Raw genomic sequence first — 19556 nt, 5'->3', positions numbered from 1 at the left:
ACATTAAAAAATAATAATATTCTGCTTAGTTTGGACGCTCTTGTTCGGTGAATATAAGACTTGAGTTTTTCAAGTCTTATATTCACCACAGCTAGAAACATATTCGCCGTTAAATTATATTATCTTAGTAGAAAGTCTATCATAGTTATTATGTTCACCGCTTTAAAAGTCCGATTGTATCCCACAGAAGAACAGCGTATCCAACTCTCCAAAGAGTTTGGGTGCGCTCGATTCGTGTACAATCACTTTTTGGCGGAGTGGAACAATACTTATCAAAACACAGGTCAGGGGTTAAGTTATGTCAAATGCGCCAATCAATTACCCGGACTCAAACAGGAAAAACCCTGGTTAACTGAAGTAGCAAGTCAAGTTCTTCAACAATCCCTAAAGAATTTAGATAAAGCTTTTAAAAACTTCTTTCAAGGAATCGGGAAGCATCCTAGATTTAAGTCAAAACATCGTAAACAATCCGTAACCTATCCCCAGGCATTTAAGCTAACCCAATCAACAATTAAACTTCCTAAGTTAGGTGAAGTTAAAGTTAAATTTCACCGACCTATCAAAGGAAAAGTGAAATCAATTACCGTCTCTATGACGCCTGGTGGTCAGTATTTTGCTTCCTTGAGAATTGAGATAGCTGGAGAATACCCAGAAACCTCAACCCAGGGAAAAGTAATTGGTATTGATTTAGGCTTAGATTCGCTAATTGTAACTTCTGATGGGGAGAAAATTAAACCTCCCAAATTCTATCGGAAGTATGAACGGAAACTAGCTAAATACCAAAAACGCCTCTCTCGAAAACTCAAAGGCAGTCAAAACCGGAAAAAAGCTAGGATTAAAGTCGCTAAAGTTCACAATAAAATTGCTAATTGTCGATCAGATTCTCATCATAAACTTTCCCGCAAGTTAGTAGACGAAAATCAAGTCATCGTGTTTGAGGATCTGAATATTAAAGGCATGAGTAAGAACCATTGTTTAGCTAAATCAATAACGGATGCTACTTGGGGAATGTTACAAACATTAACTGAGTATAAAGCCCAAGAACAAGGCAAGGTTGTTGTTTTTGTAGATCGAGGGTTTCCCAGTTCTAAAACCTGTAATTGTTGTGGGCATAAAATGAAGTCTATGCCCTTACAAATCAGAATTTGGGAATGCCCGAAATGCGGAAAGCTGCATGATCGAGATATCAATGCAGCGTGTAATTTGCGGGACTATTTTTTAGCGTCAGGAAGTGGCGTTTTAGCCTCTGGAGATGAAGTAAGACCAATCTCAAACTTGGTTTTGGGGGAGGCATTTGTCCGCGAAGGAGGAAGCCCACGCCATAAGTGAAACGTTGGCAGTGGTACTTCACCAGGAAAAGCAGAGAAATCAACAGACTTGTTAACGATGTATTCAAAAAATCTACGGTTTTAAGAACTTAGGAGTCTAATATTTTTATGTGCTTTTCAGCAACGGCAAGTTTTACCGCCAGTCTCTCCTTATCGGTGTTAGGAATTGCGACACTAACACAAACGACCTCAAAAAATCAGATTTTATTAGCTTCTTTTCCGTTATTATTTGCAACTCAGCAATTTCTGGAGGGAATGGTCTGGTTAAATTTAGATCATCAATCATCTCTTCTATATTCTATAGGAGCCTATGGTTTTTTAAGCTTTGCTACAGGAGTTTGGTTAATTTTATGCCCGGTTTCTGTGTATTTATTAGAAAAAGATCCCCTTCGCCAAAAAGTAATTTTAACGTTGACAATCATCGGATTAGGTTTAGGAATTTATCTTCTGAGTTGTGTAATTCGAGAAGAAGTTTTGGCTACTAATTATTCAGGCAATTTATTGTATCATCTTAATTTAATATATGATTTTAAGTTTATCTCTTTTTATGAGATTTGTAAATATTTGTATTTGCTAGTGATAAGTCTTCCCTTTTTGATCTCAAGCCAACGGTTATTAATGCTATTTGGCATTTTGCTTATTCTTTCTTTTATTTTGGCGGATAGCTTTTATCAAACTACTTTTATTTCAGTGTGGTGTTTCTTTGCCGCCGCTCTTAGTAGTAGTTTATGGGTCATCTTTCTTGACTGGAAAACATATAGCCCAGAACTTAAAAATTAAGACAATACTGACAGTTTTTTTGCCTCATTTTACAAAATTGGGGAGTCAAATTGAGCCGCCAATTTTGTAAAATGAAAACCCCCTGCTTTTTAAGGGGGATTTAGGGACATCTGATCAAAGCTCTGATTATAGCTTTTTGGAGTTAAGTTAACACGGATGGATCTCCTCGCCCTAAAACGATCTTAATTCTATCCTAGGTTTAATCCTGATTAACTCGGAGAAATTTATTGAGTCAATACCGATAAAACCGTATCATGAATAATGCCATTACTAACTAAAATACCACGATTATCTAACATTTTAGGATTAGAGGCAAAATCTAAAGGTTTACCAAACATATCACTAACTCGTCCTCCCGCTTCTTCAACAACAATTGCTCCCGCCGCATGATCCCAAATATTCTCTCGATAATTAGGAGTTTTAGGAGAAGGAAGTCGCAAATATAACGCCGCTTTTCCAGAAGCAACCGCCCCATATTTGGCCTGAGAATCCATTTTAATCGCCGGAGCAATAATTCCGACTGCTTTTGCTACAGCATCCTGACGATCAATATCTCCATGACTGGCTTCAACACTGCCCACAAACCGAAGATTTTCGATATCATTTTCCGGCACAACTTGAATCGGAATTTCTTCACCCGTTGCCAAAATTATCATCGTTGCGCCTTGTCCTCGCACCGCCACAAATAAAGCTCCCGGTTCATGATTTTCCACCGGATAAGCCGGACATCCCATCACCCCAACTTTAACTTCCCCATCTTCAATTAAAGCTAAAGCAATGGCATATTGATCTTGTCTTAAAAATCCTTTTGTGCCATCAATGGGATCTAATGTCCAAAAGCGATTTCCAACTTTTCCATTTCCTTTATTAATCCAATCTGTGACTTGTTCTGAGGTGGCATCAGGAATAATTTCTTGTACATATTGGGTAATTTTTGCTAAATTTTCTGCCATTTCTGGAGTTTGCAATTCCGTTGCATCTTCTTCCCCGACAACGGGATCATTGGGAAAGACTTCTGCTAGTGCTTTACAAATAATGGCTTGAGAACCATAATCAGCAACTGTCACCGGACTTTTATCACTTTTCTCCATCGCAGGCGGGATACTGCGGCGCACTTTTTCACATAGTTTTCCAGCCGCTAATGTCGCTGCAATTGCAATTTGCTTTTCTTGTTCGTAAGACATAAAAACTCCAATTAGAGGGCATTTATTCCTGATTCTATTATTTTAAACAATAAAACGTTAAAGCACAATTTCCATAGATTTTTTCTCGACAAATTTCTAACCCCGTAATAGGTTGAATTTGCCAACGATGGGGATGATGCTCAACGGCAATCTCTCCCTCCGCAGATAGTAGTTGATATTGGGCGATCGCCTCTAAGGTGGGTTGATAAAGATTACTATCATAGGGCGGATCAAAATAAATACAATCAAATTGTTGCCCAGATAAAGTTTTTAACTTTCCTAAAATATCCCCTCGTATAACTTGAAACTGTTGGGAAGAATCGGCAATTTTTTGCCAATTTTCTTGAATCACTTGACAAGCTTTTCTATGTTGTTCTATCCCAATCACAACTGATGCTCCCCGGCCTAATGCTTCGGCTCCCATTGAACCACTACCCGTACATAAATCTAACCAGCGACAGCCTTCTATTTGACCCTGCCAAATATTAAAAACCGCTTCTCTAACCCGCGCTAATGTGGGGCGTGTTTCTTCCCCTGGTAAAGTTTTAATTAAGCGATTTCCAGAAATTCTTAAACTCAAAAATAAAGTCCTCCACTGAATAAAATCGGAGAGTCTACCTTCAAACTATGTTTTAACCGCCCGGTGTGATGAAGACCCCAAAAATAGCTGTTTTTTAACCTAAAATTATTAACTAATCTAATATATCTAGTTAAACAATTTTAAATTTCAAAACAATCGTGGGTTTACAATTCTTAATAAAAGCCAAATTAATGAGAATTATTTTTATTAAGGGAACGACTTGACAAGGTTTGGAGCAAATGTTAGCATTTTAGTAGATAGACTAAATTGTTATTCTTGTATCTTAGCTCCAAAAAATCAGCCCGAACAGCCATTCTATCGTTAAAAATTGATTCAAGCCTTCAAAAATTCCCTAAAATCAGCTAACATCGCGCACGTCTTCAATTTCCGCCTTCTCGACTCCTCCTTGACAAACTAGCAAAACTGTGATATAAAACCTCAAAAATTATAGGACTGATGGGGGAAGGAGTTAGGAGTCAGACCTTAATTTTCCCCTATTTTGTACCGGATACCCCAAACCCCTCTAACTGCCATTGCCTTCTCGACCATAGGCTTGCCAAGCCAGATCAACTAAGGCATCGACTAAGGCCACCGCCACAACTGCACTACCCTTGCGTCCGTCAATACGAACATGGGGAACCATCGAATCATTTAAACGGGACTTGGCGACATCAGCCCCGACAAAACCAGAAGGAGTGGCAATCACTAAAGCCGGTTTAATCTCATCCGCTTCAATTAAATCGACAATGGCAGAAAGGGCTGTTTGTTCTTGACCAATAACAAAAATCGCTTCAGGATAGCGCTTTGCCAAGGTTTCAATCCCCCAAGCCGAGCGGGTTTTTTCTCGTTGGGGTCGTGTTACCGCCTCCATCGAACAATAAACAGGATTCGCAAAAGTCGAAAGAATGCGGGGAGTAATCCCCACCTGTACCATTGGCACATCAACGACAATCGTTGTCCGAGCCGCTAAAGCCGCCGCCCCCCCTTGTAACGCTTGGTCAGAAAAACGAACTAAACTTTTATATTCAAAATCCGCCGTCGCATAAATCACCCGACGAACAATTTCGTATTCGGCTGGCGAAAATACATGATCGCCAATTTCGTCATCAATAATTCCTAAACTCTGGGCATCGGTAATATGCCATTCCATTGTGACTCGCCGATTGTTAGCTTCTTCAGTTCTGCGGCTAAGAAAAATTGACTTAGCACAACCAGATTACAACTTATTCAGTGTATCAGGTTGTTGGCGTTGTGACGAGAACAGAGTGTAGGAGTAAGGTCGTTGCCAGCGTCCACGCACCTTGACAATTAACCGTCAACCGCCAACGGTCAACATTCTTAAGCTTCTGGGGAGGAGGAGTGATTGAACACCGGAGTGAGATAAGCCACTAAGAAACCAATCAGGAAGCCAGAAATATTGCGAACGAGGGGAAGCCATTCCTGGGTACGAGAAACAACAGGGCCAATTCCAAAGGCAATAAATAAAATCCCCCACAGAGGAGAGAAGATTAACGCCCATTGCCATGCAATCACTTGTCCAGGTTTGCGGGGAATACTGGCAATACCACAAATGATTCCACCGAGAGCCGAGGTAATTAAGGTTAAAATCCACTGTTCTTGAGGAAGTCCGGGAACGACTCGACAGCCACCTTGAACTAAACAGCCTTGAATCGTATCAATGGATTGGAGTACCGATTGGTCTTCTCCATTTTCTCGAATAAAATATTGATTTCCGAAGCGCGTTTGTAATTCTACCCAAAATGTCCGAGACAGAAACGGGTAAACCTGACGACCGACGCTAAAGTTGAGAATATTCCCACCCCGTTCATCGGCGACTAATAAAACGCTTTTATCATCCAGTCCCCAATAGTCTTTAACGGCGCGACCGGGGGTTTGGTCAAATTGAGTTAAAACTCTCAGTTTCCATCCGGTTTGGGTTTCAAACTCTTCTATATCTTTTGCTAATAGGTTTTCCTGAACGTCGGTCAAAATTCCGGCGAGGTCAATAACGGGGGTTTGAATTTTAGGCAGTAAATCAGGATTATTAAACGCATGAGCAACGGGTGCAAATGCCCAAGTCGAAAGCACTAGAGCAAATACAGCAAGAGAGAGAAGCAATCTGTGCAGCCAATTCTGTTGCATGGAAGTTCCTATCAATGTCTATAAATGTAAGCAATATGGGTTTTTTGTTAACCCGGAGATCATCTGACTCTCATATTTCTTTACAATTTTTAACTTTATCACAAAATCAGCAATCAGGATTACAGTTTCTGGGGTTGTCATACCGTTCAAAGCCCTACTCCTAGGAGATTGAAACAAAAAACAGTAGAGATATTGAGTTGAAACTTCATATCTCTACTGGGGGGATGAGGGTGATTAGAATTTGTTCCAGTGATGCCGGGGCTGATCTTTAATATTAATCCCGTGGAGGTCTACCCGTATCTTGAATGATTTCCTGACCTTCCTCTCTAGCTTGGGGACACAGAGAAGGTAAAAGTTGTTGTTGGGATGTAGTATTCAGAATAGGACAGGGAGACTCCACAGAAAAACTCGACGGAATAAACTCTGAAGCTTTCGCTGGCGTAGAGGTTATCATTGATAACAGGGTTACGGTTAAAATTAGCAGACTTTTGTGTAACATCATTGACTCCTTCTGGAATGATTAAAGTGTTAATCCGCCTTGTAAACCCGTGAATTATTGAACTCAAATAAGGGTTTCAGTCAACTTAAAAGGTTTAATTTAGAGGGGGGTATTGGCGGATTTAATTGCTATTAGATAGTGGATAGCGGATGGGTGTAATCAAGGGGAAATTTTCAAATTAATGAATAATAAAACTTTCCAAAGTGAACACTCTACTTTACAATTTCATTGGCGTTAATCAGGAAGAGTTGCCATTTATGAGTAGGTTCTTATCCTAGATTCATTTTATTTATATTTCAGTCAACTTTTCCCTCTGTATTTCCCTAGGATAGTTTGCTATTTTGGGGAATTCGAGTCTAGTTATTTTACTTTCTCTAGCGTCACTTAGGCTCGCTATATTACATTTATACTACTTAATAAAGTTCTGTAGGAGTTTGGAAACCAAACCCAGGCGCAAAGAGGGTTTGGAAGGACGCCACCCCTACGATAAAATATTATATGAAATCTTTAAATGTTTGCTACGCATCTGTCCCCTGTAGTAGAGACGTTGCATGCAACGTCTCTACTACAGGGGATTTAGGCGATTATCTGTAGTATCAATTTTAGGATTTAATATTACAACCTATTTAGGATTGCTATATATGATGTTTCAATCAAAAAAATGGCACATTTAAAGGGACACTATCTAATTTTTAATTAAAATTAATTCCCCCTAAAGGAACAGAAATTAAATCATCAAATTGAGTATCCCGAATTCGTTTTAATTCCCACATCCATTTGGTTTCTGCATCAATTTGTTGATAATATTTTTGAGCCAAATTTTGCTCTTTTCCCACATCTGTTTCCTGCCATAATTTTAAAGCCATATCTCGTCTTTTTTGACAAATAACCGTTTCAATAGAAGCCACAGAACTGCGAATCACTAAGCGGGCGCGACGGATATCAATTTCTGTATGTTCATCCAAATAAAAGAGATGATAAAATTGTTTTGTTGGTTGATTTTCTTGTAAACAAACCTGTTGTAATTCCAAAATTAAATCAACGGAATCTAAATCTTTTTCAGCTATTTCTTCAATGTTGGTAATTTCTCGCCAGAGAAACCGATGATGGGCTAAACTAAACTGTAAATCTCTCGCTTCTAAGGCATCCTGAATGGTCAGACGGTATTCAGGACAATGTAAATAAATTCTCAGTAGTTTAACTTCTGCTTCTTCTAATAAACTGCGTTCAGAATTAAGAGGAAGTAAATCAGAAGATACCTTTTGTTTTTCATGATCTGAATAAGGTTTATTAACTTGGGTTTGTAAATTTTTAGCGAATAAAGGAACTAATCGAGATTGTCCTTGACTGAGAAGTTCAGCACAGTATTGAATATAGTGAGTCCGTTGTATGCCATTGTCAATTTTTCTTAATAATTCTACCATCACTTTTGAAACTTGTTGTGACTGGGCAACGGTTTCCAAGTTTTTTCCGATTAATAATCGTTGAATTTGCCACTCAATCCACGAGGGAGAATTTAAGACTAATTTTTGATAATCTTCGGCAGAATTATGAATTAAAAATTCATCAGGATCTTTCCCAGAAGGAATATTTAAAATCCGTAAATTAATATAGCCTTGATAAGCCAGATTTTCAATTTCTCCAATGGCACGTTCTGCGGCTTTATTTCCCGCAGCATCCGCATCAAAATTGAGAATAATTTGTTTGGATTCTGTATAACGAACTAACTGCCTTACTTGATTTAAACTTAAAGCAGTTCCTAAAGAAGCTACAACATTCTCAATTCCAGCCGTATGTAAAGCGATCACATCAAAATATCCCTCAACAACAATCGCTAAATCCTGTTTACTAATCGCATTTTTGGCTTTATCTAAGGCAAATAATGTGTTACCTTTATCAAATAATTCTGTTTCAGGAGAATTGAGATATTTGGGTAGTTCATCCCCTAAACTCCGACCTCCAAATCCAATCACTCGCCCTTGACTATCCTGAATGGGAATCATTAACCGATCTCGAAACCGATCATAATAGCCATTCCCTGTTTTTCGAGGCACAATTAACCCCGCTTGTTCGACTAATTCCGCCGGAAAATGTTTTTGTTCAACTAGATAATCATAGAGAGTTTCCCATCCTTGGGGGGCGTATCCTAACTGAAAATATTGAATCGTATCTTCTTTAATATGACGTTTTAATTTTAAATAATCTAAAGCTTGTAATCCTTCTGATTGTCTTAAAGCGTGTTGATAAAAACTTGTTGCGATCGCTAAAATCTCATATAATTGTTCTCGTAAAGAAATCTGCCTTTGTAATTCCTGCCGTTTTTCGGGTTCTAAGGTTTTTACCGGGATTTGATACCGTTTTGCTAACTCTAAAACCACCTCACTAAAGGAACGTTTCTCCAAATCCATGATAAATTTCAGGCTATTTCCTGCCGCCCCACATCCAAAACAATAAAACATTTGTTTCGTGGGACTCACGGTAAAACTCGGCGTTTTTTCTTCATGAAAGGGACACAACCCCACAAAATCTTTCCCCCGTCGTTTCAAGACCACTTTCTCGGAAACAACATCGTAAATATCAGCACGTTCCTTAACGTCCTCTATGGTATCGGGATGAATTCGGGGAGTCAGCATTAGAGATAAGATTAAAATTGTAAATCTTTATTTTGCCATAAAATACCCTTGATGATCCCTTTAATCTTTACTCCAATCTTCAAACCTCAACCCAGGAACTCGTTCAAAATCCTGTCGATTGCGTGTTACTAAAATTCCATTTTTAGAAATTACAGTTGCAGCAATGCGTAAATCTCTTGTACCAATTCTAATTTTTTGACGGACTAACTCTATATAGCAATTGTAAGCATCCTGATCAAAATCTAATACTTGAATTGTTTGAAAGAACTTTAATCCATCTTGTAAACCTTTATACCCCCAAATTAATCGATTAGATTGAGAAGATTGCTGAATTGCATTTAACCATCCTTTCATTTGTTCTTCTACTGTAATAATAGTAACAGTAATCTCGTCAGGATCAGTTGCCATAACACGCTCTATAACTAGAGGATGTTGATTTTCAAAAAGTGTTATATGATCTGTATCTAGTACCCACAAACTCACTTTATTTCCTCCTTTGCTTCAAGTTGAAAATAATATTCTTCCATTTCAGCATCAAGTTGCTCTCGATCTGCTTTTATATAATCTTGTACTTCATCAAAAAGTGGGTTATCTTTATACATTCCTGCAAATTTCATCCAAGGATGTTCCGGTTTGGGTAGAGGAATTTCTAACTGCACAATTTCACTTTGTTTCAGAATAGCATTAACTTGTTCTAATAATTGTTCTAGTGCTGCTTCTCGACTTGAACCTTTAGCTTTACAGTCTAAACCTAATACTGTTACTATATATTCTTCATCCTGTTGTTGAATTAACACAGGATAAGTCACTTTGGCAATAGATGGAGATGACGCTTGAATTAAGTTGGCAGTCATAGAACTATCCTTCTATAATCTAATTTAGCCTTATTATACACTAAAGGCTTGAAGTCTTTCTGATTGTCTTAAAGCGTGTTGATAAAAACTGGTAGCGATCGCTAAAATTTCATATAATTGTTCTCGTAAAGAAATCTGTCTTTGTAATTCCTGACGTTTTTTGAGTTATAAGGTTTTTACCGGAATTTGATAGCGTTTCGCTAACTCTAAAACTACTATTAATTAACTAAATTTTCAGCAATTATTGAGTTTTCTGTGATCTCTGAATATTTCTTTGATTCTGAAGTAGCGGATGTTGTAGGGATTTTTAAACTAAAAACAACAACTAACTGATGATTTTCAATATGAATATTATTAACATTAACAACACTTTTTTCAGTCAGCAAACTATCAACGGGAATCTCAGGGGGTGTCTGTCGTTTATATCCGGCTTCTTCTAACCATTCAGTCACTTCTCGCCAACTTTCTATCCGAGCATCTAACTTATCAACCAAACTTTTCACATATCGATATAAGGTCACACAGAGGTCAGTTTTCACTCCTTTAACGTTCTTTCCCAGTTGTTCAGCAATTTCCGCCGGACTAAACCCAGACAACAACCCCCGCAAATGCAGCTTTTCCATCGGAGTTAGACGTTTTCCCTTAGCAGAGGCGAGGTCAGTATAAAGCGTGTCCAAGTCCCAATGGAGTGCAGCCTGGTTGAACTGTTGATCAAGGGAAGTCATGATGTCGCGTCCTCAATATCCTATCATGATCATAACACAAATCCTGTTTGAATACAGGGAGCAAATAGGATTAATCATTTTATACTAAGTAAAGCTCAAGCCTAGCTCATCTCTCACTCGCTACGACTCACGAAAGCATATTGATCTGGATTAGCGTTGTGTCATCATCTCCCGATGGCAACAAAACCCAGGTTAAAAAATTTTTTGAGGAATTTGCGTAAAGTTTGCGAGTCAAGCCAATAGATATTTAAGTCAAATCTAATTATTTACCAGCGTCGGGAGGTTAAAACCCAGTATGGCAAACGAACCAGGGGACAAATATGTTAAGTATGCTGTTGATTTAGTCATGTGCATCGATGGTACAGGTTCAATGGGTCACTTGATTGATGAAGTCAAGTCTACAGCCCTCAACTTCTATCCCAAGCTCGAAGCCAAGATGGAAACTAAACAGAAAAAAATTGATCAACTTAGGGCTAAAGTAATTGTATTTCGGGATTACTGGGCTGATGCACCTGATCAAGCAATGGTAGAGTCTAAGTTCTTTAATCTCCGTACAGAAAACAGTGGATTTGCTGATTTTGTTTCTAAAATTCAAGCACAAGGGGGTGGGGACGAACCAGAAAATGGCTTAGAAGGTTTGGATTTAGCGTTAAGATCCAAATGGGAAAAAGCCCAAGATTTTGCTAAACAACGCTATGTCGTTATTGTTTATACTGATGCCAGTGCCCATAGTTTAGAAAAAAGTCCTAAGCCTGCCCATTATCCTAAAGGAATTTCTTCAACTTTAGATGATCTCACCGATTATTGGTCAGAAATGTCAAGCCCTGCCAAACGATTGCTCTTGTTTACTCCTGATGCTTCTCCTTGGACAATGATTGCTAGTAGTTGGGATAACACAATACATTTTGCCTCTAAAGCAGGTAAAGGATTAGAAGAATTTGAAATGGATGAAATTTTAGATGTTATTGCTAATAGCGTTTAAATGGTATTGAGAAATCAAGAAAATCTTCAAATTAAAAAATGAGGGTTTTCTTGATTTAATCGAATTTATAATTGCTCTAATTTAGAGCTATAAACTTCTATTGCGCTTGACTAAGCTATGAACTCGTTTTACATAACCGTCAATATAGAAATTGCCCCTGGCAAAGGTGAGGATGCTCATCTATTCAAGCCCGATTATCCTGATGTTATAGTCATCGGAGTTTTTGATGGATTAGGAGGACGTTCAGCAGGTTATGATGAGCAAACTGGCGGAAAAATTGCTTCACAAAAAGCTTCAGAAACGGTCGGATCTTTTTTAGACCAATGGAATGGACAACTCAATGATGAAATCGTTAAAGCGCTCAAAGAGAAAGTTTATCAGACTTTAAAAGAAGCAGCTACAAATATTAAGCCATCTCGTCTCAGAGGTTCTTTAGCCGGTCAGCGCTTGTGTACAACGATGGCACTGGCGAGTATTCCAAAATCAAGTGAATGTTCAACAACATATCAAGTTAGTTTAGCTTGGATTGGAGATTCACGGTTATACTTCTTAAGTCCAGAAGCAGGTTTACAGCAACTAACTCACGATGATTTAGAGGTTAAAAAAGACGCCTTTGAAATGATTCGAGAAGATCCACCTATGTCTCAATATTTAAGTGCAGATATGAAGGAGGACTGGGAGATTCATTTTAAATTACAAGAATTGGATAAACCTGGATGTATTCTTGCTTGTACTGACGGATGTTTTCAATATGTACCTGCCCCTTGGGACTTTGAAAAGTTATTGTTAAATACCTTAAATTAATCGGATAATTTTAAACAATGGGAAGATTCTTTAAATAAACGGTATCAAGAGATTAAACAGGATGATGTATCTCTTATTCTTTACCCCATCGGCTATGAAGATTTTGACAATTTTAAGCAATCCTATGAAGACCGTCTTGCTTCTTTACAAGAGGGTTTTGAGTTTACAAACACAAATGTTGAGGCATTAAATCCATTGTGGGAAAAATACCGAGAAACTTATGAACAATATTTATATTTAGGTGAAAAACAGGAAATAGCTCAATCTACTGTAGAAATTAATAACGGTTCTGTTCTAAGTCAAGAAATAATTTCCGAACCTTCTGAAAAAAAAGATGATACTATAGATAATGGAGAGGAAGAAATCCTAGAAGATCATAAAAAAGATGAATTTGATGATCAAGCTAAATGTAATTTAATAGAACCTTATTTAATCTTCGCTAAATGCTCCTTGGAAAATAATAATTTTAAAGAAGCTATTAAATCTTTAGAAGATTTATACCCAGTGTTGAAACCTGAAAATTTGGATGCTCTGAGTCAAGAGAATCTCCAGAAAATTCAAAATTTAGAACTGCTATTAGAACAATGTTTACAGAATGGATTTAATAAAGAATGTTCAGATCCTGATCTAAGAGCAAACTTTAATTTTTTTATCGCATGGATTAATTACCTATGTAATAACTTAGAAAAAGCTAGACATTATTGCAAGGAAGCAAGTCAATATTATAAAAATCGAGTGAGTCCTAGTCCTATAAACAACCATGAAAAATACAGGAAAACACAAGAATTACTTGAAAGGATTGAAAATAAAGCACAAATTTTAGAAGGAGAAAACTAAATTATGTCTTACAAAGCAGGCGATGTTATTGGTAAATATACAGTGAGCCGTGATTTTGACAGTGCAAATGGCGGTCAATGTCAATGGGGATTTGCAAAAGCTGGAGCAGATGAGGTTTTTATTAAAAAATTTTTGAGCCCTGTTTATCCAGGTACATCTGCTCCAGGAAGTGAGAAAGGAAAACAAAAAAAACGAGATCAATGTGAAGCTTTTGAAAAAAAACAATTAGCCATTATAAAAGCTCTTTCGGCTTGTGGTGATGGCGGGTTAGTTGTCAGAACAATAGACTTCTTTAAACATGGTAATGAACATGGAAGTCATTACTTTAAAATTTCTCAAAAAGTTGATACTAGCTCCTTATCTAATAAAGTCCATGAGTTAGAAATGAAAAAGCGGCTGTTTGTGATGTTAACAGCCGCAGGAGCTTTAAAGATTCTTCATGGGAGTAAAATTATTCACCTTGATCTAAAACCCGATAATATTCTAATTCAAGAATGGGAAAATCGTTTAATCGCTAAGATTATTGATTTTGATAATAGTATATTAGAAGGAGAACCCACAACACCCGAATTTTTGGTAGGAGATCAAGTCTACTATTCACCAGAGTTTGCTGAATATATTAATACAGAAGGTAAAACTCCAGCACCCAATCAAAAATCTGATATTTTTTCCCTGGGTTTAATTTTTTGTCAATACTGGACGGGTTCACTCCCAACTTTTTCAGATCGTTATCAATACGCTTATGAAGCTGTTCTTAATGGTGAAAAGCTAACACTTCCTGGCATTTTAGACAGTGAACCTAGTATTTATAAAAGTCGCCTCAGTGTTAGCGTAAATTTAACAGCGAGTATGCCAATGAAACGTCCTTCTAATTCCACTCATCAGAAATTAGAACTATTAATTGAAAATATGTTAAATCCAAAGCCTGAAAATCGCCTATCTATTGTAAAGGTTCATCAAATTGTTAAAAATCTGTATCATTATGGCACTTCACCGATAGAAGATTTAGATAAATCAACTTCGTCTAGTGAGAAAACAGCAAGGAGTGGTTCTCGAATTCATAAAAATATAAGAAAATCTTGATATCTAAATTATTATGGTACTTTATAAATGTAAAACTTGCACTCATGAATTTAGAGCCGATGTATTACCTTTAGAATGTGATATTTGTGGAGGTAAAAATTTAGTTGCTTTAGAAAAAAGTTCAAAATCTGTAAAAAAATCAATAATCTACGATGCTAAAAAGAAAAAAAGTAAATTTAGTAGTTCTACAGCTATTCTTTTAGGAATGGCTTCTAGTTTGGTCTTCTTCATGGGTCTTAAGTTGGGTTTAGATAATAATAGACTTAACCTTAAGATTCAAAACCTTCAGCGAGAAAGAGATGAGTTACAAGCACAACTCAACCAATTACGTCAAACAACAATTGTTCGTTTTTGTAATCAAACTCGTGGCGAAACAATTAATCTTGCAGTCGGTTACTGGGATGGAAATAATGGAACAGAACTGCGAACAAAAGGATGGTTGACTATTTATCCTAGTGGATGTGAAGAGGTTGATATAGGAAGAAGCTATACAGGTAATGTTTATATGTACGGACAAAGCGGAACTAGATTTTGGAATTCAAATTTGCCTGATTTATCTTTTTGTGTTAATAGCTTAAGAGAGTTTAATTTTATCAATGCTAATCAAATGCCTTGTAATGAAATAGGCGAGAGAAAAGTTCAGATGAAAGTCTTTGTAGTAACTCCTGGTATAACGCTATGGAATTTAGATGAATAATTGAACTAAAAATTACTGTTTTAAAAATGAGATCGCACTTACCCTAACTTACCCAAATCAGTAGAAAATGTTATAATCACCTTAGAATTAAGCAAGATTTAATCAATGAACATCACTTTCCTGTTTAAACTTTAAGCCCGTGTTGTGGTACAATAACTGTAGTTAGAGTCAGTAAATTCTCTAAGGTATAACAATGCAACTGGAAGACTATTTCAACTTTTTAGCCCCTAATGATATTCGTTTGAAAGGTTCACGCATTGGCATTGAAACCATTCTTTATGAGTACATTTATCGAAATCGAACTCCAGAGGAAATCGCTAAAATCTACACTTCCTTAAGTTTAGATCAAGTTTATGCCACAATTTTATATTATTTACAGCATCAAGAATCGGTAAGTCAGTATATTACTGAATGGTTGGAATGGGGACACCAAATGCGAGAAGAACAACGACAAAATCCATCCCCTATTGTTCAAAAATTAATGAAATTGAAAGCAGAAAAGGAAGCCACAAAATTCAAAAATGCTTAAGTATCTCATGGATGAAAATGTTAACCCAATTTATATTAATCAACTAAGACGGAGAGAACCCGATTTAGTAATTCGTTCTGTGGGAGAACCTAATACTCCACCAACAGGAACATTAGATCCAGAAATTTTGATTTGGTGTGAAGTTTATAAGTTTGTACTTGTCACAAATAACCGCACATCAATGCCTGTACATTTAGCGGATCATTTACAGCTAGGTCGTCATATACCAGGGATTTTTATTCTTAATTCTGAAATGGGAATTGGAGAAACAATAGAGGAGTTAATTCTAATAGCTGCTGGTTCCTTTGAAGAAGAATATCAAAATCAAATTATTCATTTACCTATCGCTTTAAGAAGGTTTTAGTTACGCGAGCAACTGAGCTTTTAGATCAGAAATTAGGGTTGAGATTGCATTCTTTAGGTCAGGATGTTACCGTTTTATATCCTAATTTAATAAGGGGCGATCGCTTACAAAAATTAGATCTCAATAGGACACAAGAGCAGGAATTTCCCACACCCGATGCCCTGTAACAAAATTCACCTTTACTGAATAATAGGTATCCCCTTCGATAAAGAATCATTCTCCCAACTTCTAAAGGGGTGAATTTCGGTTTCTTCATCAAGAACCGCCACAACTCGATCATAAATTTCCTGGGCGTGTTCAGGAGAATTGCCAATACACGTTAATCCTAATTTGCCATAACGAGATAAACATCCCATTAAGTGAAATACCGTTCCCGTTTCCGTACTATTATTAAAATGTAATTCATGATTGACAATAATATCCATTAAATCATTCGGTAATAACCCCTGATACCGTTCACTTTGTAAATTATCAGAAGCAATATAAAATTTAGGACGAGATTGTTGACTATAAAATAGACCCGTTTTAAAATCATAAGATCCATTCGTTAATAACTTTAACGTCATAAACGGATGGGTTGTTCCGCCTCGACGTAAGTTAATTTCTATCGCCTGTAAATCCCACTCAGAACTGTCGGGTTGATGCACCGCAATAAAATCCACACTAAACCGTTCTAACGCCCCTTTATTGGCTAAATTTTGACCAATTTTTTCTCCCATTTCTTGTAATTGTAATCGATAAGCTTGTTGGGCTGGAAATCGACATCCTTGAAACACTTGACCATCAGGGCCACTTAAAATTTGATCATGGGTAGAAAGAACTTCAACCTTTCCATTGGGAAAAATTTCACACTGAACACTGGGAGATTGTTTAATTTCTCCTTCAATAAACGCTTCTACAATAGCTCCTAATTCTGAAATGCGATCGCTAAAAGTTTCCCAAGTTTCATTCGGAGCTTGAAAGCTTAAATTATACCAGTAGGTTTTCAGAATTTTTTCTCGTTCATGAAGGGTTAAATCTTGCAGGGGTCTTAAGTCTAATAGGGCATTTCCTTCTCCAGAAAATCCCTGATTGAGTTTAATTACCATCCGTTTTAAATCCGGTTGACGAGCCCATAATTCTAGGGTAACTTCTGTTAAATCTTCGGAATTCCAAACTAAAGGGCTGCCATCGGGATGAGGAATTCCAACTTCGCTAAAGATTTGCCGACTTCCACTTTTCGTTCCCCAATAATTTAAGTCAGGATCAACTCCAAATAAGGGGATATCTAATTGGACTGATAATTCCCGCTCTAAAGGTGTGGAATTAAAACAAACCATATAAGATTTATTGGGTCTTAAAACTTGATGAATTCGGGAAATTAAACGGGGACGTTCTAATATTTTTTGGGTTAAAGGTTTCGGGGAGGTATCATAGGTTGAAAACAACAGTAAACGATCCCGAACATGACTGAGGGGAATTCCGGGCATTAAATGTAAATAATAATCAATCACCGTCGGATGAACGGGTTGAGAAGACACATAAATCAACCGCATTTGAGGGTTGCGTAATCGAATTAAAGAAAAGAGTAATCGTTCCTCATATTGATGGGCACCTTGAACTTTTTCTAATTGATGGCTATCTAAACTCAGAGAGGGAATCACGACGACATCTTGATCTTTTAATTCCTGATAGCTTAAAGTGTGAAACCGTTGGCGAAGTTGAGTTTGTAATTCTCGAAACCGTTGAACAGTGTTTGTATTGGAGTGAGGTAATCCATTCATAACCCTAACCTGTTGAACCCGATATTACCATCTTAGTTTAGGGGATAAACCAGATAGAGGTTTTGAGAAAAATTGCAAAATTTTGTTACTTGAGTTCCCAGAGTTGGGTTTGTTGAGCAACCTTTTCTAGCTGATAGTTAGAAGTTTCAATCCTTTGGCGTAATTCTTGAGAGGGGTTGAGAACCAAAATTTTTGGCCCTACTGGGAGTAATAATAGATTCGGTTGAGAATTGACCATAAATAGTTTGATGTTGGGATTCAATTCGTAACTCAGCGAAATAATATTTCCTAAATTTGTATAATCAATTCCTTGATCCACGATGAGGGTTGCTGAGGGATTTTGATTCAAATAACGAGCCATTTGGGGAATTTCCTGACTGGGAACTTGATGCCACCAGCTTTGAGAATTGGCACTGATACTAATGGAAATAATACTGGAAGTGAATAGGATTGCTAAGAGTCCTCGCCAGAATATTTCTCCATCCATTAACGAAATTTTATTACTCTGAATATGGGTAGAAAATAAATAAGCAACAGCTAATTGAAGGGCTGGAAAAGAAGGAATTAGAAAGCGAGTTACCCCTGAACGTCCTCCCCCTAACAACACATCAGGTAAGGCTAAGATTAAAAAGGGAACTAAAATTGATGTCCAAATAAATAGGCGAGTTTGTCGATTTGTTTGCTGGCTAATTTGAAATAAGGCTACCAAAATTAACAGAAGAAATGGCAGTCTGAGTAAATACATCTGAATACTGTTGAAGTCAAAATTGATATCAACAAATAGAGAGGTAAAACTCAAAATCCAAAACTTGAGTAAATTGAGTAAGCTCAGGGAAGAACTTGACCAATTCGTAACATCTACAGCTTGTTGTAAATTATTAATTAAAATTATTAACCAAGGACTATAAGCCAGGATAGCGATCACAATTGCTGCCAAAAACTCTAACAACAAAGTAGAGAAAGGAAGTTTTTTCCTTCGGGAAAATGACGAGGAAGGTTCAAGACTCAATAATAGAATATAAGCCCCATGACCAATAATTGTTAACCCGAATAAAACATGGGTATAGAGTCCTAAAATACAAGCTAAACTATAGCCGCCCCACAATAAAGGATGTCGCCAACGAACGGCTTTGAGTAAGCAATAACTACTTACAATTACCATCAAGGTGAGTAAACTATATTGTCGGGCAGTTTGAGCAAATAAAATATCAAAGGGAGATAAAGCAAGAAAGGCTGTGGCGAGTAAAGCGGTTTGGGAAGATTGAAAGAGTTCCCAAGCCAATAAATACATTAAAGGTAGAGAGATTAAACTGATAAAAGCGGGTAAAATCCGAGAAGCCAGAATAGAATTACCCCCTACAAACATCCATCCTCGTGCCAATAAAAAGTAAAGGGGAGAAAGTTGAGGATCTTCTGTAGCTAAAGAATTGAGGGTATCTTGGGGGGTACTCCCCGGTTTAAGTTGTTGATATTTTAGGAGATCAACAGGGGAAACAATGCGATTTTGATAGAATTCCTGGGTGAATTCTTTACCTGTATATCCCGCAGCCCGCAGGGTCGTATAAACCTCATCATGCCAATAGATTTTTCCATCTAATGCTACAAAGCGAAAGCTGACACCAACAACAATGGCAATAATTAAAAATAACGGCAGAATCTGAAGGCGAATTTTCTTAAAAATTTTTCGGGGATGGAACATAACATAGCTTTTGATTAAAAAAAGCAGGGAATTTCCCTGCCTAAATTTGGCTCAAATTCTAAACAATTTTAAG

Annotated in this window: 21 protein-coding genes; 10 read left to right on the top strand and 11 right to left on the bottom strand. The window is 37.2% G+C overall.

The genetic code is table 11. The annotated features are described in order from the left end of the window. Positions 1-150 precede the first annotated feature (150 nt). Together tnpB and H6G57_RS03420 are read left to right on the top strand one after the other, a co-directional pair. Positions 151-1329 carry an IS200/IS605 family element RNA-guided endonuclease TnpB gene (tnpB, locus tag H6G57_RS03425; protein ID WP_242048853.1) on the top strand — a complete coding sequence of 393 codons (1179 nt, stop codon included), beginning with the start codon at positions 151-153 and terminating at the stop codon, positions 1327-1329. A 107-nt stretch (positions 1330-1436) separates the two neighbouring features. After that, a complete protein-coding gene (locus H6G57_RS03420) occupies positions 1437-2108 on the top strand; it encodes a DUF6629 family protein (RefSeq protein ID WP_190515988.1) in 672 nt (223 codons plus the stop codon). A 224-nt stretch (positions 2109-2332) separates the two neighbouring features. Here H6G57_RS03420 and H6G57_RS03415 read toward each other — a convergent pair whose 3' ends face one another. The 9 genes from H6G57_RS03415 to H6G57_RS03375 form a co-directional block, all read right to left on the bottom strand. Continuing rightward, positions 2333-3292 carry a 3'(2'),5'-bisphosphate nucleotidase gene (locus tag H6G57_RS03415; protein ID WP_190515986.1) on the bottom strand — a complete coding sequence of 320 codons (960 nt, stop codon included), beginning with the start codon at positions 3290-3292 and terminating at the stop codon, positions 2333-2335. 37 nt (positions 3293-3329) lie between these two features. Then, the gene (gene rsmD / locus H6G57_RS03410) at positions 3330-3872 is read right to left on the bottom strand and encodes a 16S rRNA (guanine(966)-N(2))-methyltransferase RsmD (protein ID WP_190515984.1); all 543 of its coding nucleotides are present in this window, start codon (positions 3870-3872) and stop codon (positions 3330-3332) included. A gap of 523 nt (positions 3873-4395) precedes the next feature. Continuing rightward, the gene (locus H6G57_RS03405; protein WP_190515983.1) at positions 4396-5022 is read right to left on the bottom strand and encodes a precorrin-8X methylmutase; all 627 of its coding nucleotides are present in this window, start codon (positions 5020-5022) and stop codon (positions 4396-4398) included. A gap of 188 nt (positions 5023-5210) precedes the next feature. After that, positions 5211-6014 carry a TPM domain-containing protein gene (locus tag H6G57_RS03400; RefSeq protein WP_190515981.1) on the bottom strand — a complete coding sequence of 268 codons (804 nt, stop codon included), beginning with the start codon at positions 6012-6014 and terminating at the stop codon, positions 5211-5213. A gap of 274 nt (positions 6015-6288) precedes the next feature. Beyond that, positions 6289-6516: a hypothetical protein gene (locus H6G57_RS03395; RefSeq protein ID WP_190515979.1), complete on the bottom strand. Its 228-nt coding sequence runs from the start codon at positions 6514-6516 to the stop codon at positions 6289-6291. Positions 6517-7205: 689 nt separating this feature from the next. Then, positions 7206-9146 (bottom strand): DNA primase, encoded by a 1941-nt coding sequence (dnaG, locus tag H6G57_RS03390; RefSeq protein ID WP_190515978.1) that lies wholly within the window; start codon positions 9144-9146, stop codon positions 7206-7208. A 60-nt stretch (positions 9147-9206) separates the two neighbouring features. After that, positions 9207-9629 carry a type II toxin-antitoxin system VapC family toxin gene (locus H6G57_RS03385; protein WP_190515976.1) on the bottom strand — a complete coding sequence of 141 codons (423 nt, stop codon included), beginning with the start codon at positions 9627-9629 and terminating at the stop codon, positions 9207-9209. Continuing rightward, positions 9626-10000 (bottom strand): type II toxin-antitoxin system HicB family antitoxin, encoded by a 375-nt coding sequence (locus tag H6G57_RS03380; RefSeq protein WP_190515974.1) that lies wholly within the window; start codon positions 9998-10000, stop codon positions 9626-9628. The genes H6G57_RS03385 and H6G57_RS03380 overlap by 4 nt, the downstream gene beginning before the upstream one ends. 218 nt (positions 10001-10218) lie before the next feature. Then, a complete protein-coding gene (locus H6G57_RS03375) occupies positions 10219-10725 on the bottom strand; it encodes a helix-turn-helix domain-containing protein (protein WP_190515973.1) in 507 nt (168 codons plus the stop codon). Between the two features lie 295 nt (positions 10726-11020). Between H6G57_RS03375 and H6G57_RS03370 the strand changes: the two genes are divergently transcribed. The 8 genes from H6G57_RS03370 to H6G57_RS29355 all read left to right on the top strand — a co-directional run bounded on the left by H6G57_RS03370 (position 11021) and on the right by H6G57_RS29355 (position 16188). Then, positions 11021-11707 (top strand): VWA domain-containing protein, encoded by a 687-nt coding sequence (locus H6G57_RS03370; protein ID WP_190515971.1) that lies wholly within the window; start codon positions 11021-11023, stop codon positions 11705-11707. Between the two features lie 117 nt (positions 11708-11824). Further along, positions 11825-12511, top strand: coding sequence for a PP2C family serine/threonine-protein phosphatase (locus tag H6G57_RS03365; protein WP_190515969.1), 687 nt, complete (start codon positions 11825-11827; stop codon positions 12509-12511). A 195-nt stretch (positions 12512-12706) separates the two neighbouring features. Then, positions 12707-13348, top strand: coding sequence for a hypothetical protein (locus tag H6G57_RS03360; RefSeq protein WP_190515968.1), 642 nt, complete (start codon positions 12707-12709; stop codon positions 13346-13348). A 3-nt stretch (positions 13349-13351) separates the two neighbouring features. Further along, positions 13352-14431: a protein kinase gene (locus H6G57_RS03355; RefSeq protein WP_190515966.1), complete on the top strand. Its 1080-nt coding sequence runs from the start codon at positions 13352-13354 to the stop codon at positions 14429-14431. 13 nt (positions 14432-14444) lie between these two features. Next, positions 14445-15128: a DUF1036 domain-containing protein gene (locus H6G57_RS03350; RefSeq protein ID WP_190515965.1), complete on the top strand. Its 684-nt coding sequence runs from the start codon at positions 14445-14447 to the stop codon at positions 15126-15128. A 193-nt stretch (positions 15129-15321) separates the two neighbouring features. Further along, positions 15322-15657 (top strand): DUF433 domain-containing protein, encoded by a 336-nt coding sequence (locus H6G57_RS03345; protein ID WP_190515963.1) that lies wholly within the window; start codon positions 15322-15324, stop codon positions 15655-15657. Next, a complete protein-coding gene (locus tag H6G57_RS03340; protein ID WP_072719966.1) occupies positions 15650-16021 on the top strand; it encodes a DUF5615 family PIN-like protein in 372 nt (123 codons plus the stop codon). The genes H6G57_RS03345 and H6G57_RS03340 overlap by 8 nt, the downstream gene beginning before the upstream one ends. A 38-nt stretch (positions 16022-16059) precedes the next feature. Then, complete coding sequence (locus H6G57_RS29355; RefSeq protein ID WP_255528327.1) at positions 16060-16188, top strand: hypothetical protein; 129 nt, start codon at positions 16060-16062, stop codon at positions 16186-16188. Positions 16189-16200: 12 nt separating this feature from the next. Here the strand turns inward: H6G57_RS29355 and H6G57_RS03335 are convergent, their stop codons facing one another. After that, positions 16201-17784, bottom strand: a complete 1584-nt coding sequence (locus tag H6G57_RS03335; protein ID WP_190515961.1) for a peptide ligase PGM1-related protein — start codon at positions 17782-17784, stop codon at positions 16201-16203. Positions 17785-17869: 85 nt separating this feature from the next. After that, positions 17870-19483, bottom strand: coding sequence for a glycosyltransferase family 39 protein (locus H6G57_RS03330; protein ID WP_190515959.1), 1614 nt, complete (start codon positions 19481-19483; stop codon positions 17870-17872). Positions 19484-19556: the final 73 nt, after the last annotated feature.

Source organism: Planktothrix sp. FACHB-1365, assembly GCF_014697575.1.
Lineage (GTDB): Bacteria > Cyanobacteriota > Cyanobacteriia > Cyanobacteriales > Microcoleaceae > Planktothrix.
This window is presented reverse-complemented; position numbering and strand designations above follow the sequence as displayed.

Coding starts and splice junctions, on each gene's coding strand:
- tnpB (WP_242048853.1), top strand. CDS start 151: ATGTTCACCGCTTTAAAAGTCCGATTGTATCCCACAGAAGAACAGCGT.
- H6G57_RS03420 (WP_190515988.1), top strand. CDS start 1,437: ATGTGCTTTTCAGCAACGGCAAGTTTTACCGCCAGTCTCTCCTTATCG.
- H6G57_RS03415 (WP_190515986.1), bottom strand. CDS start 3,292: ATGTCTTACGAACAAGAAAAGCAAATTGCAATTGCAGCGACATTAGCG.
- H6G57_RS03405 (WP_190515983.1), bottom strand. CDS start 5,022: ATGGAATGGCATATTACCGATGCCCAGAGTTTAGGAATTATTGATGAC.
- H6G57_RS03400 (WP_190515981.1), bottom strand. CDS start 6,014: ATGCAACAGAATTGGCTGCACAGATTGCTTCTCTCTCTTGCTGTATTT.
- H6G57_RS03395 (WP_190515979.1), bottom strand. CDS start 6,516: ATGATGTTACACAAAAGTCTGCTAATTTTAACCGTAACCCTGTTATCA.
- dnaG (WP_190515978.1), bottom strand. CDS start 9,146: ATGCTGACTCCCCGAATTCATCCCGATACCATAGAGGACGTTAAGGAA.
- H6G57_RS03380 (WP_190515974.1), bottom strand. CDS start 10,000: ATGACTGCCAACTTAATTCAAGCGTCATCTCCATCTATTGCCAAAGTG.
- H6G57_RS03375 (WP_190515973.1), bottom strand. CDS start 10,725: ATGACTTCCCTTGATCAACAGTTCAACCAGGCTGCACTCCATTGGGAC.
- H6G57_RS03370 (WP_190515971.1), top strand. CDS start 11,021: ATGGCAAACGAACCAGGGGACAAATATGTTAAGTATGCTGTTGATTTA.
- H6G57_RS03365 (WP_190515969.1), top strand. CDS start 11,825: ATGAACTCGTTTTACATAACCGTCAATATAGAAATTGCCCCTGGCAAA.
- H6G57_RS03355 (WP_190515966.1), top strand. CDS start 13,352: ATGTCTTACAAAGCAGGCGATGTTATTGGTAAATATACAGTGAGCCGT.
- H6G57_RS03350 (WP_190515965.1), top strand. CDS start 14,445: ATGGTACTTTATAAATGTAAAACTTGCACTCATGAATTTAGAGCCGAT.
- H6G57_RS03345 (WP_190515963.1), top strand. CDS start 15,322: ATGCAACTGGAAGACTATTTCAACTTTTTAGCCCCTAATGATATTCGT.
- H6G57_RS03340 (WP_072719966.1), top strand. CDS start 15,650: ATGCTTAAGTATCTCATGGATGAAAATGTTAACCCAATTTATATTAAT.
- H6G57_RS03335 (WP_190515961.1), bottom strand. CDS start 17,784: ATGAATGGATTACCTCACTCCAATACAAACACTGTTCAACGGTTTCGA.
- H6G57_RS03330 (WP_190515959.1), bottom strand. CDS start 19,483: ATGTTCCATCCCCGAAAAATTTTTAAGAAAATTCGCCTTCAGATTCTG.